Below are 16,324 nucleotides of genomic sequence, written 5' to 3'. Positions count from 1 at the left end.
GGAGGAGCGACCAAAGGGAGGGCGAAATGCCAACGGGGAGCATTTCAAAATCGTCGAATGAAGAACGGAGAAAGGCTAAGGGGAAGACGGCGAATTCTGCCGTTGACTTGCAGCCGGAGGGAGGCGCTGGCATGTTCGTGCGCGTTTGCGCTGCGGTCACGTGCGTCTTGCTGGCGGCCTCGCTTATGAACGTATCGGTGTTTCCCCTGTTCGATCCCTTGTTTACATATGCGCGCGACATCTCGGTGGTGGCGAATGCCGCGACGCTGATCGCCTTAGGACTTGTGGGAACGCTTCGCCCCTTATGGTTGCGGGTCGCGCTATCGGTGCGCATCGTTGTGATGGGGACGATCTTGGGTTCGGTGCTCCTTGTATGGTCGCTTGCGTGGGGCAATGCCTGGGCTCTGACCATCGCTGCGTGCGTCGTTGCTGTCGCGCGCGGATGGGCCATGGTCGCCGTGGGAGTCGCGGCGGCATCGTGCCTGACCAGCAGGCAGATTGCGCCCTGCATCGCGCTTGCGTTTGTCGCTTACTACCTTCTCACGGTGTTCTCGTGGGTTGTTCCTTCGGGCATTGGGCTTGTGGGTTTTCTCGCGCTGCCCATGGTGGCGCTCGCGCTTGTATGGCGCGAGGCCCTGCCCGTGCTTCAAGAGATCGAACGAGGCGAGGCGCCCATCGATACGGCGGTCACTCAGCCGTCGTCGTTCTTATCGCTTGGGAGCCAGTTGTTTGTGTGCCTGTTTCTGTTTCGCGTAGCGTTCGGATTTTCCCTTCGTTTTGGCGAAATGGAGGGCGTGCCGCTGTCGGACTTCCTTGTGATCGTTCCCGTTGCCATAGTTGCTGTGTTTGTGCTGGTGCGACGCGATGGGGCGTTTTCTGCCGATTTGCTCACGCAGATCTCGGTGCTTTGCGTTGTCGGGGGCTTCTTCATCTACGCCGCATTGGGCCTGGAGGCTCGTATGGCTGCGACCACATTGCTCTCGGCGGGTAATACCCTGTTTGACATCGTTGCCTGGGTGGTGCTCATTGCGGCGGCGGCGCGCAACCGACGCGCATCGGTTGCGATATTTGCATGGGGCCGTGGCGTTTCGGGGCTTGGCACTACACTCGGGGCTGCGATTGGCGTGTGGATGGGTCAGGCGTTCGGGGTCGACACCCATTTGGTCGCCGCGGCTCAGGGCGCTCTAATCCTGGTGTTCGTGGGCTATGCGCTCATAGGGCTCCATCGGTTCAGTTTCGCGGAAACCATCCAGGGCGTGGTGCCCGCGGTTGATGCCGCCACGGCGACTCCCGAGTTGCAATTCGAGGATCGCTGCCGCGAGGTGGCACAGCGTTACGGGTTGACCGCGCGAGAGCTCGAGGTGTTCATGATGCTGGCCCGCGGGCGCGATCGCACCTACATCCAGGAGCAACTTACCGTATCGCGGAATACGGTAAAGGCGCACGTGAAACATATCTATGCCAAGCTAGGCATCCACGCTCATCAAGACTTAATCGACCTGGTAGAGCAGAACGACGGAGCGCAACGCATCAACGAAGAGCAACCGACGGCCTCGGTTGGCAGGCCTTAGCCGCCGAGACTCTTCTCGTTCCGCATGTTGTAATCCGATACGCGGCATGCGAGCCGAAGCGGCTCGATACTGTACCTTCATTATTCTTGCGGTGGAATATAATACAGCCGAGGGCGCACGAGAAGTGCGCCTCTGCATGCATAGTCAATCATCGCGCCGTAGAGCGGAGGCACCATGGTTCGCATATCGGATGCCCGTTTAGACGAGCTTCTGGCTGAAGACATACCCTATATCGATCTTACGACGCATGTGCTCGGCATCGGAGATGCGCGCGGCAGCATGGAATACTTTACGCGGGAGGCGTGCGTGCTCTGCTGCACCGAAGAAGCCTCGCGCATCGCGGCCAAGCTGGGCCTTTCGGTTGAGCGCTCTCTGCCTAGCGGTACGCGTCTTGAAGCGGGGCAGCCGTTCATGAAAGTCGCAGGCACGGCGGCGGGCCTGCACATGATGTGGAAGGTGTGTCTTAACCTCTTTGACCATTATTCTGCCGTGGCAACCAAGACGGCCCAGATGGTGGAGGCGGTCCATGCCGTCAATCCCGGCTGCGAGGTGCTCACCACGAGAAAATCCACGCCGGGCAATAAGGACTTCCTGGTAAAGGCGATTATGACGGGCGGCGCGTTCCCGCACAGGCTGGGCCTTTCCGAAACGGCGCTGGTGTTTGAACATCACACGAAATTCATGGGCGGGTTCGACGCTTTTGTGGAGCAGCTTCCCGCCGTGCGCCGCCGCTGCATCGAAAAGAAACTGTTCGTTGAGGCAAATGCCGAGGAAGCACGTGTCTTGGCGCATGCCGGCGTGGACGGCATCCAATTCGACAAGATCCCCGCCGCCGAACTGGGGGCTTTGGTGGAAGAGCTGCGCGAAATTGACCCGCGGCTGACGCTCATTGCCGCCGGCGGGATTACTCCTAAAAACGCCGCCGAATATGCTGCTACCGGGGTGGACGGGCTTGTCACCACGTCACTGTTCACGGCAAAGCCGTTGGATATGAGCGTGCGTATGACCGTGGAGTGAGAGCCGAATCAACTGTGGCGTCTATGCGCCTTCGTCTGATTTGCCCTCTTCATGCAGCGCCCGCGGGTTGAACGAGCTCAGCAGGTCGAGCATCTCTTGCTTCTTGTGAATGTCCAGCTTCGTGTAAATGCGCTTGGTATGCGTGCGCACGGTGTTCTCGGACACCATGAGCTTTTGCGCCAGACGAGGAACGGTATCGCCTCGCGCCATCATCTCCATGATTTCGGCCTCGCGGTCGGAGAGCTTGTAGTGCTTCTTGACCATGGCGCATTGCTTGGAAAGGCGGTCGCGGAACTCCTTTTGCGGCGCCTCCTCGCCCGGGGCGGCATCTACGCTGGCGCTCGCGCGGTGGCGCGTGGCGGGAGTGGCGGCAGTGGGAATGAGCTCGATATGCTCGGCTCGCGCACGATTGGGCGAAAGCGCCTGCTTGAAGCCGCCCTGCCCCACAAAGTACATGATGGCCAGCAGATACACCGTAAACAGCGCGATGGCGGTAAACGGCTGGGGCCCGAACACGTTCAGGTCAATCACCAGCATGCCGCTTAGGTATCCCAGGTCATGCAGCATGTACACGATGCCGGCGAAGAACCCATAGATGAATACGGGGTTGATGCCGCGATCGCGCGACGCCTGTGCGCATTGGATCATCATCAGTATGATGGCGCAGTTGTAAATGGCGTAAAGTGCCCCGGTGAAGGGCGCCAGAAATCCGTTTCCAAAAACAGGCAGGAGCAAAAACGCCGATATGACAAAGGGAAACAACACCCTGAACGCCAGCGAGATGTTTATCCTCAGCGACTTGAGCTGCCAGGTGAGCATGAGCGCCCCTGCAGCCACGAGCATGCTGCCCATTGAGAGCAGGTTCACGAGTGCGCCCACTTCGGGCGTTTCGACGGCGAGCGCCCGCATGACGCCGCACGAGAGCGCGAACGCGCCGATGGAAAACGCGCTGCGCCAATAATCGGCGAGCGCCTGCCGATAGACGCTGGGGTGCTCGCGCGGCACGTCGCGAAACATGGGCTGATCGAGGTTCACGGTGCGGCTGGTGAGCACGATGCTCAAGGCGAACAGCGGCATGAACACCAGCGGGATGAGAAACACCGTCACGGCAATGGGAATCAGGTACAGCGCAAAATAGATGATAGGCGCCAAAAACGTGCCCACGATCATGTCTCGGTTGCCCACGCTGGGTTTTTGCGATGCGAACAGACGCTGCCACGCCATGTAGAACCCGGCAGACCCAACGCCGATGAACACGCCGCCCGCCACTGCCAGCGGCAACGCGAATGCCTTCAGGTAAGCGGCTCCGATGAGCGCGCACCAGCCGAGGAAGTACGGCACGCCTGCGGCCCACACCAGAAAGCGACGGGCGGGGTCGGGAAAGAAGTACACGCCAAGCGTGCTCGCAAGGTAGCTCAGAGCGAATATGAGCGATTGCGCCAAAAAGAACGCCGTCGTGAACGATTCGGTTTGAATGCTTAAGGGGAGGAAGGGGAACACGCCGCCCCAAACCGCCGTGGCGTTGACGGCAAGAAAGAGCGCGAAGCCTAGGCTCGAGATCGTGGGCTTGGTTTTGAGGGCGCTCAGCTGTGGCACGATTCCTCCTCTCTCAGATCCAGAATTGCGGTGGACCGCAGGGCGCTTGCCCGCTGGAAGTCATGCTGTTGGATGCGTCTGCAGCAGTGTAGCGCGATGCCGTGCAATTGCGCTTGCCATAATGGCGATAGGGCGTTCGAATTGCAAAATATGTGACAAATCACGAATGAAAAACGCTAAATGGCACGAATCATGTGACAAGGATTCAGTCACATGCATGGCATGCTAGGCATCGCAAACGTTGCCGGATGGAGCCCGTCAAAGGTGCGTTGTTGACGCATACGGGTGAAGCGCGGAGGAGAGGGCCCAGGCCGCGCGATCCAAGGCAACCGGCGCAAGCGAAGCGCGCCATTCGCCCGCCCCTAAAGCATTCGTACGAAGCGAGGGCAACGACAAGCGGTATGACGCTTCGCTTGAATACGCGAACGAAGAGGAACGCGAGATTTGAGGGGGAGACTATGTCGGAGACTGCACATGCCGTCACGCGGCGCAATTTCCTGAAGACCACCGGCGCTCTGGGCGCTTTGGCGGTCGCAGGAGGTTCGGCGACCGCTGCCGGTTCTTTGTTCAGCGCTGCGCCCGCCCAGGCTTTCGCCGACGGCGAGGAGCAAATCGTCTGGAGTCAGTGCAATGTGAACTGCGGCGGATGCTGCGTGTTCCAGTGGCACGTCAAGGACGGCAAGGTTTTGTACATGGAGACGGATAATACCGGCGAGGATGCGCTCCAGGCACGCGCCTGCCTGCGCGGCCGCTCTATGCGTCGCTGGCTCAACCATCCCGACCGTCTGACACAGCCCATGAAGCGCGTGGGCAAGCGCGGAGAGGGTAAGTTCGAGGCCATCAGCTGGGATGAGGCCATCCAGACCATCGCCGACAAACTGAAGTACACCATCGAAACGTACGGCAATGAGGCGATCTATCGCACCTACGGTTCGGGCATGCATTCGGTGACGGGCAATCCGTCCGACCGCCTGCTCAACCTTCTGGGCGGCAAGCTGAACCCGCTGTATGACTACTCCACGCATATGCTCCAGTGCGTGATGACCTATATGTACGGAAGCTCGAGCAACCTGGACGAAAACGGCAACCATGTCACGCTGGGCAAGCCGGCCACGGCGTTCAGCCCCTATGACGCCGTGAACGCGAGCTCCATGACCGAGGCCGAGCGTGCGAGCGATTTGGTGGTCATGTTCGGCAACAGCCCCGCTGAGACCCGCATGGGCGGCGGCAATATCGTGTGGGATTTCGCCCGTGTGCGCGAAGCCGTCAAGGGTCGCGGTGGTCGCATCATCAACATCGACTACCGTTTGAACGAGAGCGCTTCGGGACATTCCGACGAATGGCTGCCCATTCGCCCCGGCACCGACGCCGCGCTGGCGAGCGCCATCGCGCATGAGTGGATCGTGAACGACCAGATCGACCTGGACTTCCTCCACACCTACTGCGTGGGTTACGACGAGGAGACCCTGCCCGAGAGCGCAAAGGGCCAGAACAAGTCCTATCGTGACTACATTATGGGCACCGGCTACGACATGGTTGAGAAAACTCCCGAGTGGGCGGCCGAGATTACGGCCGTTCCCGCCGATACCATTCGCGCCCTTGCCTCCGAGATCGCGGCGGCCGATGCTCCGTTTATCGTGCAGGGTTGGGGTCCGCAGCGCCACACCAACGGCGAAGACGCTACGCGTGCCATCTGCATGCTGCCCATCCTTATCGGCAAACTCGGCCTGCCCGGAACCAACACCGGTCAGCGCGAGGCGGAGCCCTACGTGTCGCTTGTGGGCGGATTGCCTTCGCTGGCGGAGAAGAGCCATGTGACCGCGTCCATTCCTGTGTACCAGTGGCTGAACGCCGTCGACCATGGCGAGGAGATGACCGCCACCAATGCCGGCGTGCAGGGCGTGGATAAGCTCCCCTGCGGTATCAAGTTCTTGTGGGAGTACGCGGGCAACTGCATTACCAACCAGCATGGCGACATCAACCGTGTGCACGACATCCTGCAGGACGAGAGCAAATGCGAGTTCATTCTGGTTTGGGATACCGTGATGACCGACTCCGCCAAGTATGCCGACATTCTGCTTCCTGACGCCATGCGCGGCGAGCAGCTGAACATGTACACGCAGGGCTACGCCGAGTGGTACACCGGCGTGACCGTGGGCGGCCCTGCGCAGGAGGCCCCGGGCGAATGCCGCACCAGCTACGACGTGTGCGCCGACATCGCCGACAAGTTCGGCCTGCGCGAGGACTTCACCGAAGGCCGCACCCAGGAGGAATGGATTCAGTACCTCTATGAGACGGGCGCCGAGGCCGACGGCAACATGCCTACGTGGGACGAGATTCGCGAGCAGGGCGTGTACAAGCGCGAGCTGCCCGGTAAGATCGGCCTGGAGGATTTCCGCAACGACCCCGAGGGGCATCCGCTGGCAACGCCTTCTGGCAAGATCGAAATCTACTCCGAGACCCTGGCGAACATCGCCGAGACGTGGGATTTGGAGGATGGCGAAACCATCAGCCCCATCCCCGTGTTCACCCCGGGCTTCCAGGGCTACGGCAGCGTGACCGAGGAGTACCCGCTGTACGCTGCGGGATTCCATCACAAGAGCCGTACGCATTCTTCCTTCGGCTTCATCGAAGAGCTGGAGAAGGTTGCCCGTCAGCAGATGTGGATTAATCCCGTCGACGCCGAGGCGCGTGGCATCGAGAACGGCGATCGTTGCGCCGTAAAGAGCCCCGCGGGCGAGATTCGAATCGAGGCCAAGGTGACCCCTCGCATCATTCCGGGCACGATCGGCATCCCGCAAGGCGCGTGGCACAACGCCAATATGGACGGCGACCGCATCGACGAGGGTGGCTGCGTGAATACGCTTTCCACGTATCACCCGACGCCGCTGTCCAAGGGCAACGGTAATGCGCACTCGATGATTGTCCAGGTTTCCAAGGCGTAAGGTGAGGGGAGGATACGATGACTCAATACGCGTTCTATTTCGACTCCACTCGCTGCACCGGTTGCCGGACCTGCGAGATGGCGTGCAAAGACTACAAGGACCTTTCGGCCGATATCGCTTATCGCAAGGTGTATGACTACGAGGGCGGCGGCTTCACCCAGTTCGAGGACGGCACCTGCCAGGCGACGTCGTTCGTGTACCACGTGTCTCTGGGCTGCCAGCACTGCCAGAATCCGGCATGCGTTCAGGTGTGCCCCACTGGCGCCATGCATAAAGACGCCGAGACCGGTCTGGTGAGCGTGAACGCTGACGTGTGCGTAGGTTGCGGCTACTGCCATATGGCGTGCCCGTACAACGTGCCCACGGTCGATCGCAGCCTGGGACATTCCGTCAAATGCGACGGATGCGCCGACCGCGTTGCCCAGGGCAAGCGCCCCATCTGCGTGGAATCGTGCCCGCTTCGCGCGTTGGATTTCGGTCCGATCGAGGATATGCAGAAAAAGGGCGAGCAGGCCAACATCGCGCCGCTGCCTGACGCGTCCTACACCAATCCGTGCCTGTTCATCAAGGCATGCGACGATGCCCGCCCGGCGGAAAGCCGCGACGGCGAGGTTGCCAACCCTCTGGAGGTGTTGTAAATGGAAGCCGCTTTCGCTGAGATGCCTCTGGCATTGTTCACCACCCTGGCGCCCATCGGCGCCGGAGCGTTCATCGCGCTGGCCGCGGCGTTTTGCGCGGGCAGCATGACCGAGGAACAGAGCCGTGCAACTTTCAAGATGACGACCATCCCCGTGGTGGTGCTGCTCGTGGGCTTTGCGGCGTCGTTCTTCCATCTGGCCTCGCCTCTCAATGCGCCCTCCGTGCTTGCGGGCATTGGCCGCTCGCCGCTGTCCAACGAGATTGCCGTGGGCTCGATTTTCGTAATCGCGGCGCTTGTGTTCTGGATTCTCGGCCTGCTCGGCAAGCTGGGCGAGGGCGCGCGTAAGGGCTTTGCCGTAGTGGTCGCCGTGCTCGCCGTAGTGTTTGCCGTGTTTACCGGCATGGCCTACATGATGGGCACTATCGTTTCTTGGAACACGCCTCTGACCTCTATCGAGATTCTGGGTGCGGCGCTTTTGGGCGGAGCGCTTTTGGGCTCCGGCGTGCTGGCGCTCGCGAAGGCCGACAACTTCGAAGGCGCCCACACCGCTCGCTCGGTGATGTTCATGCTCGGCCTGGTGGGCTTTGTTGCCGCCGCAGTTGCGGCGTTCGGCCACGCCGAGTACGTTGCGGGTCTGGTAAGCGGCATCGTAGCCGGCGCCGACTTGCTCGCACCCGCTGTGCCGTACCTGATGGGTGCGCTGGTGCTGGGTATCGTGGCCGTGGCCTGCCTGGGCGCCGCCAGCTTCGGAAAGTCCTCCGCGCCCATGGCGCTGGTTGGCGCCGTGCTGGCGATCGCGGCGCAGCTGCTGGTGCGTCTTGCCTTCTACGCCTGCCAGATGTCGGTAGGGCTGTAAGGCGTAGGTCGTGCGCCTGATGGGAGCGAATCTCCTTTCGTCCCATCGAAGGCCGACGGATTATCCGGTTGAACTGGTGCGGGCATTGCGAGCCAGATGCCGCCAAAAGAAATCTAAGCGGGTGGGGCGCTTGTCGCCTCGCCCGCTTGGGCTTCAGATGGGCATTCGCTGCCTCGCCCGTTTGAACGTGGGAAGGGTGCCCGCCCGATCATCTCGCTTAAAATTTGGGGTTCCTATAGCTCTGTTGAGGGACTCGTTTTTTCTGGCGATGGGACGCGGATAGCGATGCGGGGCAGTTGTCCGCGTCTCGCAAACGGGATTGCGACGTCGATAGGCAACGCACCGTCTGCGTTATTGCATGCGAATCCGGAAAACCGGACAAATATTTTCGGTTTTCTACCGTTCGATTGCTCTGCCCTGCTCCTCTCGCGTCGATTTCGGGTCTTTTTTGGGTCGTCTAGGCGCAAGAGGCGAGGGTTTTGATAGCGTTGCACGTGCCAGACGGTAGAAAACCGAAAATAATTGACCCAATTCTGAAATGTGCGCTTACGAGGGGAGGGCGGTATGCTGCAGTTCGGCTTCAACACGGCGTTGGGCGAAATCACGCTGGTGCTGTTTACCACGCTGGCGCCGCCTGCCGTGCTCGCCTGCATGATCATGGCGGGCGTCATCGCGTCGCGCCCCCTTGCGTTTGAGGCGCGCAGCCGCATTTCCCATGCCATTGCCATTCCTCTGGTGGTATCGATGGTGGGGCTCGTGGCTTCTGCCACGCATCTGGGCAATCCCTCGAATGCCCTCTATGTCTTTTTGGGCGTAGGCCGATCGCCTCTGTCGAACGAGGTGTTTTCCGCTGTCGTTTTTCTTGCGGTATGCGGGCTTTACTGGCTTTTTTCGTTCAGCGAGAAGGATCGCCCACGAGTGCATCGCGTTTGGTGTGCGCTCATAGTAGTCGCAGGAGCGGCGTGCATTGCGGGCATTGCGCTTGCCTATGACGTGGGCACGATAGTTACGTGGCATACGCCTTATGTTCCCGCCAATGTAATGCTTTCGGCGCTGGCGGGCGGACCGCTTTTGGGCATGTTCGGCCTGCGTATCGCTCGGGCGGTGTGTATGCATACGCGCCTGAGCAAAATCCTGGCCGCCATCGCTTTGACGGCGCTCGTGCTTAACGTCATCTGCCTCGTGGCGCAAAACGCCGCGTTGCCCCATGTGGCGAACGGGTACGGGTCGGCTGTCGAGCTGGTGCCGTTCTATGGGGCGATGATCGCCTCGTATGCCCTGGTCGCAGGCATTGGCGTACTTTTTGTGGCGGTTCCTCTGTGGCGCGGCGCGATGCCGCCCGGGTGGCGTTTCGGCGTGGCGAGTGCGTTGTTCTATCTGGGGCTTTTTGTCGTACGATTCGGCTTCTATATGATGCACATGACCGTTGGCTTGGGCGTATAGGTCTCTGTTATGGGCGTATAGGCCTCTCGCAAATTGACGTGCGTTTAACCGAATCGCGTTGCCGTGCTAGCGCGCTTTAGCGTACAATAGTGTCATGATGAATCGCGTCAACATGTTCGTTAGTCCTGAAACCCGCCACAGCGGGGCATTTTCTCATGGGGGCGTTTCTCCGTTTTCAGCCGTGCGCATGGGCGCGGCAGGTCGATGGCTTTAGCTTCAAGCTCTACGAAGCGGTGGGCGTTTTGCCCGTCGTCTTTCGTCGATGCTTGAAGCGCCTCTCGCTCGCGCATATCGCAGCCGCGCTTCTTTCGTTTTGTCATATCTCTGCCGCTGCGACACCGATAAGCGCTCTGCTCTCTGCATTATTGATGGGTCAGCCCCTGGCCCCCGCCGAAAGGAACTTCCATGCAGCTTACCGACGCACAATTCGACTTGATCAAAAAAGAGTTCGCAACCCTGAAGGACCGCTCGCCGTTCTATGCGCGAAAATTCGCCGACATCGACCTGGCCGACGTGCAAACCCAGGCCGATTTCGAAAAACTGCCCTTCTCTGAAAAGGCCGACTTGCGCGAAGCGTACCCGCTGGGAATCCAGGCCGTGCCCGATGAGGAGGTGGTGCGCATCCATTCGTCCAGCGGCACCACCGGCACGCCGGTCATCATCCCCTACACCGCGCAGGATGTGTCCGACTGGGCCGATATGTTCGCCCGCTGCTACCGCACCGCCGGCATCACGCCCCTCGACCGCATTCAGATCACGCCGGGGTACGGCCTGTGGACCGCGGGCATCGGCTTTCAGCTGGGGTGCGAACGGCTGGGCGCGATGGCCATTCCCATGGGGCCGGGCAATACCGAAAAACAGCTCAAGATGATGCAAGACCTCAAGAGCACGGTCATCACCGCCACGAGCTCTTACGCGCTGCTGCTCGCCGAGGTCATCACCGAGCGCGGCCTGCGCGACCAGCTCAGCCTGCGCAAGGGCGTCATCGGCAGCGAGCGCTGGGGCGAGAAGATGCGCTCGCGCATCGCCAACGAGCTGGGCATCGAGATCTTCGACATCTACGGTCTGACCGAAATCTACGGCCCCGGTATCGGCATCTCGTGCAGCGAGCATAACGGCATGCATATTTGGAGCGACTATCTCTACATCGAGATCGTGGATCCCAAGACCGGCGAGGTGCTGCCCGATGGCGAGGTGGGCGAGCTCGTAATCACCACGCTGCGCAAGCAGGGCGCGCCGCTTATCCGCTACCGCACGCACGACCTCACGCGCATCATTCCGGGCACGTGCGCCTGCGGGCTTGAGCATCCGCGCATCGACACGCTTACCGGTCGAACCGACGACATGTTCAAGGTAAAGGGCTGCAACATGTTCCCCGCGCAGGTGGAGGAAGTGCTGGCCATCACTGACGGCGCAAGCTCCGAATACCAGGTGATGATCGAAAACATCAGCGGCAAGGACATCCTCACCGTGCTGTTTGAGACGCCGCTCGAGGGCGAGGCCAAGGAGAAGTGCGAGCAGGAGCTGGCGATGATCTTCAAGGCGAAGATCGGCTGCACGCCCGATGCCGTTGCCGTTCCCATGGGCGAGCTGCCGCGCTCCGAGAAGAAAACCCAGCGCATCTTCGACAGCCGCTACTAAGCCTCAGGAGAGTCTGGGGCTGATTCGAAAGGCTCTAGTGTCTTTGCTGCTTGTTCTGCAAAGATGTTTTCGTGTTTAGCTAATGCGACCCTCCAATGAAAAGCCCCTATAGGGGCTTTTCATTGGAGGGGTATTGAATCGAATGAATGTATCAAATGCTCGCGCTTGCGGACTCGCCGGCAATCAGACCGCTGGCGAGGCAGAACCCATTCGCTGAAGCCATCTGATAGTAGGGCGAGGTGAAGAGGTCGGCATCTACTCCGGCAACGTAAAGACCCTCGATGGGCTTTCCGTCGGCATCGAGCGCCTGACAGTTTGCATTGGTTTTGATTCCGCCGAGGGAAAGCCATCCCGCGGGCTGGGACTGCACGATATAGAAAGGCCCTTTCTCAATGGGATTGAGGTACTTGGCATCTTTGAAGAATGTCTCATCCACGCCGGCTTCACAGGCGGTGTTGTAGTCGGAGACGGTCTGCTCTAGATTGGTGAGACCGAAATGCTCGGCGAGTTCGGCAATTGTATCTGCCTTGAAGGCCCAGCCTTCGTTAACCGCTTTGTCGAACTGGTCAAGGATGTCGCTCATCACCGTTTCGGCAAACATCGACTTCATACGTTCGTCCCCAAAGAAGTTGCTAGCGGGTTCGCTGGCGTATCTGGACATAAGTGCACTGTCGGCGATGGCATAGTGATATTTCTCGCGGACAAAGGGCTCAGCGGCGAACATGCACCGTTCACAAACAAACCCCTCATTAATGAAGCGATCACCTTCGGCGTCAACCATAAGGGTGCCAAATACGGTGAGCCGCATGGCGTCGTTGCTTCCGGTGCCCGGACGGAAAGCATAGGTCGGGGTAGCAAGATCGTTTGCGCCACCATATTCATTCATTGAGATGCTGAAACATTTACCAATTTGTGCTCCTGCTGCAATGGACATATTAATTCCTGTTCCAACGCACGCTTCGTTGCCCATAACGACGATTTTTGCACCTGCAAATTTCTCTGCTACCATTTGCTCGTTGCCAAGGAAACCACCCGAGCACATAATCACTGCTTTAGCTTTGATGTCGAGTACGGTACCGCCCTGGTCGCACTGTATACCAGTAATTTTCCCGTCTTCAAGAATAATGTTTTCAGCAGTTGTGCCGAATAGGCATTCGACACCTGCTCCATCAACGACATTCTGGAAAACAGCCGCACGATCGGTACCGGTAAGGTTGTACCAATGTACTCCCCTGGTTGAAATGTTTGCGGCATCGCCGGTTACGTCAAAATCGGTGCGGAAATCCATGCCGTTATCGACGAGAATGTCTATGGCGCGGCCGGATGCTCCAAAAATCGCCCGAAGAGTTTTTTGATTACTTTGATAATTCGTGCCATCATTGATGTGGTCCATGGCTTCTTGGATGGTGAGCTGATCGCCCGAGGACGCCTTCTGGAGACTCGAGCCGACACACCATGCTCCCGAAGTTCTGACATTTGTTACACCCGACATGTCGCTGGCAGTATCGATTGCGATAACGTTTGCCCCCTTGCTTGCCGCTCCGTATGCGGCCATGAGGCCGGATGCGCCGAGGCCAACGACAAGGATGTCACACTCTTTGGTTTCCTCCGCGTTTTTCAGCGCGGTTCCCGTATTGGATTGTTCGGATGCCTCCTCAACGGACGAGCTTGGCGTGCAGCTCATGAGCCCAGCAGCTGTTCCTATTGCGGCCAGAGTTCCTGCTCCTACAAGAAAGTTTCTACGAGAAACGTTCATGGGGGTGGTCATGTTTTCCTCCCTTGTGCTGATGTTGCTTAGACGGACTTGCCATTGCTTGGCTAATCGAAGCGTATTTGCGCGGATTTCCGAAAGCATCATCTTCTCGCGATGATTTTCTTCATGGGGGCCTTTTGTATACTCTTCTCTAGTTGATATTTATTTCTGGGGAGGGCTGCGATGTCCAATAATTCAATTTCCTCCGGGATGCCTGTGAGGCCAAGTAGTTGGATGTACGCCTGTCTTGCGCTCTCATTTTGCATTGTGTCGAAAGAAGCAGTGCGCTATATGGCTTTATGGCAATTCGAACAGAAGACTCCGCTTCTTCTGGCGATAATTCTAGTGGTCACATGTGCGCTGCTTCTTTCTTTGAACAAAAACGCATCGGTGCGATCGTTTTTTTGCGATGAAAATGATGGCATGGTGTTGCTATCAGTTTTGCAGTCTATAGGGCTATCGTTAAGATTTGCTGTTTCTTTGGGTATAGAAATGCCGTTGTGGGCGTCATATCTTTCTTACGTTTTGACGGAGCTGTCTTTGGTTTCACTGGCCATATGCATGTTACATGCTGTTAGGTTCGGGTGGAGCGAGGGTGTCGAGGTGATATCGTGGGGGCTAGCTATAGCTGGCATGGTGCAAATGGTGTTGGTATTCATTGATTCAATTGCTGGCCGCCTTGTTCTTGTCGTGGCCCCTTTGCTTATGACGGGTTTTTTCATTCGCTCTAGGTCATTGCAACCTATGGGGTCAAAAGGTAGCTTTGGGGATATCTCCTCCAATTCGGATGCCAAGGGAGAAAAGGCCAAGGCAATGCATTTTCTGGCGGTGTTTCTCGTGAGCGTGGTGCTCATGGGGGCTTACTCCCAATGGAGGCCCGCTCAGGATGGCATGCTGGTGTCTGCCCTTCTTCAGCTTTCGTCTGGATTCGGCCTTATGATTCCTGCGGTGGTTGTCGCTATGGCGGCAAAGTTTGCGTCACCGTCATCACTGTATTTTGCTGGCCAGGCTATTGTGTTTCCTGTTGCGTTGGGAGCGCTCTATCTGTCGAGTGTTTTCGATGGTATTGGAATGGCCTTCTCCATTCTTTTGTTCGATTCTGCTTACTCCGTGATCCTGCTGTTTGCTTGGGTTGCTGTGTGGAAAGCTCCCTCGGCCGATTCTCTTCTAATTATTGTCGGCGGTTTGATTTCTTACAAAGTTGGCTGGTTCATAGGGGTGTGGGGAACTACTGGGTTTACGTCATCAATCCCTTGGCTCGGTACTTTCATCGTTGCCATTGCGTTTATCGCGTTGCTTGGGGTGAGCAGCACGACATTGTTCCTGTCATTCAGGGGTGTTGAAAAGCAGCGTGCATCCTGTTCTGATGATGCGGCAAGAGTTACATTTGAAGAGGCTTGCGCCTTATTCGCGGAAAGCATAGCTCTGACGAAGCGAGAACGCGACGTTCTTGCCCTTTTGGCTCGTGGCAGAACAGCGAGCTATATCGCTCGTGATTTGGTGGTGTCAGAGCCAACGGCGAGAACTCACATCTCCCACATCTATAGAAAAGCCGGGGTTAATTCGCAGCAACAGCTGATAGATCTTTTCGAGGAGGTGTCCGAGCGAGCTGCGCTCGATATGTCTCGTGTGGCATCGAAAGAGAAGGGGGATCGGTTTTGACCGTAGCCAGACTGCTGCGCTCATACTGAGTTGCCGCAAAGGTAAATTGGGTAACAGGTTTGCCCGGAAACGATTGCGCAGGGTGGGGGTGAACAGATGGGGCGATTAATTGAGTGCGGATTTAACAGGGCAATAATAATTGTCGGTCAGTTGCTAGAGGCATTCGTATTTGCGGGTAGAGCGAGAGATGCCGGTTCCGCGCTTTGATGTCGCTTTTACTTCGCCTGCTTGATTGCTTGGCTGTGGAGCTACACTTGTTTCGGCGTCCTTGCGCCTAGGCAGACGAAATCTCTCCATATTATGATAAGCCTTCGCGGAAACGCAAAATAGACGAGATTCGATGTGCCCAAGGGTAAACATGCCATGCTCGAGTGAGCGATAAAGGTTTCAAGTCAAGTCGTGCATTTCGAGCGGATAAGGTTCTGCGGGGGCAACGCCCCCCTGCGCAACCGTGGGTTTTGTCATGCGCGGTGGCACATATTTTGCAGGAGCGAATCGTGACTTATAACTCGACGAGGCCGCTGAAACAGCGGTCTCTAAGGCACGCGTCAGGCTGAAAGGCGCCTTGGTTGCAATTAGGGGGCACGAGAGAAATGAAAATAGTGAGCGATGGCCGTATGACGTCGGTTAATGAGGGGGCCATTGATGGCGCTGCGGAGCGGATCGCCCGTCTGGAAGATCGGATTCGCATAGAAGAGCTGTTGGCGCACTATGCGCGGTGCGTGGACACGCAGGATGCCGCAGGTGTGGCGGCGGCGTTTTTGCCAGATGGGTGCATCTGCGGGCCCAATCTCCAACCCGTTGTTGGGTCGGAGCGCATCCATAAACTCTATCGCCGTCTGCTTTCCGCCATGAAGAGCTCTTTGCATTTGGTGGGAAGCCAACAGGTTCTGTTTGAATCGCCCGATTGCGCAGTGGTGCATGCTGCATTCTACGCATGGGATTCGTATCTCGATGAAGCGGACCCCGACTGCTACTCATTCGGGTTCTACGAGGCGAAGGCGCTCAAAGAAGAGGACGGCGAGTGGCGTCTCTCCGCGTTGAGCATTCATTTTGCGGGGCAGCTCGACAGTTCGAGCGTGCCGTACCCCGGGGGTCGCGCATGTGAACAGTTCGGTCGCCCTTGGCCGCCGACGGTGTTTGAATAAATGCAGGGCTCGGCTGCAATGCGGGGATCGGGCTGCAATGCGGCACGCAAGA

General features: G+C 58.3%; 11 protein-coding genes. 9 read left to right on the top strand and 2 right to left on the bottom strand.

The annotated features are described in order from the left end of the window. Positions 1-131: 131 nt before the first annotated feature. The gene (locus DMP06_RS03720; protein WP_161957805.1) at positions 132-1,571 is read left to right on the top strand and encodes a helix-turn-helix transcriptional regulator; all 1,440 of its coding nucleotides are present in this window, start codon (positions 132-134) and stop codon (positions 1,569-1,571) included. Positions 1,572-1,745: 174 nt separating this feature from the next. Next, on the top strand, positions 1,746-2,588 hold the full coding sequence (gene modD / locus DMP06_RS03715; RefSeq protein WP_123208413.1) for a ModD protein: 843 nt from the start codon (positions 1,746-1,748) through the stop codon (positions 2,586-2,588). 21 nt (positions 2,589-2,609) lie between these two features. Here the strand turns inward: modD and DMP06_RS03710 are convergent, their stop codons facing one another. Continuing rightward, positions 2,610-4,184 (bottom strand): helix-turn-helix transcriptional regulator, encoded by a 1,575-nt coding sequence (locus DMP06_RS03710; RefSeq protein WP_245962357.1) that lies wholly within the window; start codon positions 4,182-4,184, stop codon positions 2,610-2,612. A gap of 458 nt (positions 4,185-4,642) precedes the next feature. On the opposite strand from DMP06_RS03710, the gene DMP06_RS03705 reads away from it, so the two are divergent. From DMP06_RS03705 to DMP06_RS03685, 5 genes are all read left to right on the top strand, one after another. Further along, entirely contained in the window at positions 4,643-7,129 is a 2,487-nt protein-coding gene (locus DMP06_RS03705; protein WP_123208411.1) for a molybdopterin-dependent oxidoreductase, read from the top strand. A 17-nt stretch (positions 7,130-7,146) separates the two neighbouring features. Then, positions 7,147-7,767 carry a DMSO/selenate family reductase complex B subunit gene (locus DMP06_RS03700; RefSeq protein WP_123208410.1) on the top strand — a complete coding sequence of 207 codons (621 nt, stop codon included), beginning with the start codon at positions 7,147-7,149 and terminating at the stop codon, positions 7,765-7,767. Then, positions 7,768-8,625: a dimethyl sulfoxide reductase anchor subunit family protein gene (locus DMP06_RS03695; protein ID WP_123208409.1), complete on the top strand. Its 858-nt coding sequence runs from the start codon at positions 7,768-7,770 to the stop codon at positions 8,623-8,625. 564 nt (positions 8,626-9,189) lie between these two features. Then, entirely contained in the window at positions 9,190-10,068 is an 879-nt protein-coding gene (locus DMP06_RS03690) for a dimethyl sulfoxide reductase anchor subunit family protein (RefSeq protein WP_245962356.1), read from the top strand. Positions 10,069-10,473: 405 nt separating this feature from the next. Next, positions 10,474-11,709, top strand: coding sequence for a phenylacetate--CoA ligase family protein (locus tag DMP06_RS03685; RefSeq protein WP_123208408.1), 1,236 nt, complete (start codon positions 10,474-10,476; stop codon positions 11,707-11,709). A gap of 151 nt (positions 11,710-11,860) precedes the next feature. Here the strand turns inward: DMP06_RS03685 and DMP06_RS03680 are convergent, their stop codons facing one another. Next, positions 11,861-13,477: an FAD-dependent oxidoreductase gene (locus tag DMP06_RS03680; RefSeq protein ID WP_161957804.1), complete on the bottom strand. Its 1,617-nt coding sequence runs from the start codon at positions 13,475-13,477 to the stop codon at positions 11,861-11,863. A gap of 168 nt (positions 13,478-13,645) precedes the next feature. Here DMP06_RS03680 and DMP06_RS03675 point away from each other — a divergent pair, with 168 nt between their 5' ends. Continuing rightward, positions 13,646-15,124 carry a response regulator transcription factor gene (locus DMP06_RS03675; RefSeq protein WP_123208406.1) on the top strand — a complete coding sequence of 493 codons (1,479 nt, stop codon included), beginning with the start codon at positions 13,646-13,648 and terminating at the stop codon, positions 15,122-15,124. A gap of 593 nt (positions 15,125-15,717) precedes the next feature. After that, entirely contained in the window at positions 15,718-16,272 is a 555-nt protein-coding gene (locus tag DMP06_RS03670; RefSeq protein WP_123208405.1) for a nuclear transport factor 2 family protein, read from the top strand. Positions 16,273-16,324 lie beyond the last annotated feature (52 nt).

The sequence above is a fragment of the Slackia equolifaciens genome, assembly GCF_003725995.1.
In the GTDB taxonomy this organism is placed as follows: domain Bacteria; phylum Actinomycetota; class Coriobacteriia; order Coriobacteriales; family Eggerthellaceae; genus Slackia; species Slackia equolifaciens.
Note: the sequence above shows the minus strand (reverse complement) of the source record. Positions and strands in the feature narration are given on the sequence as shown.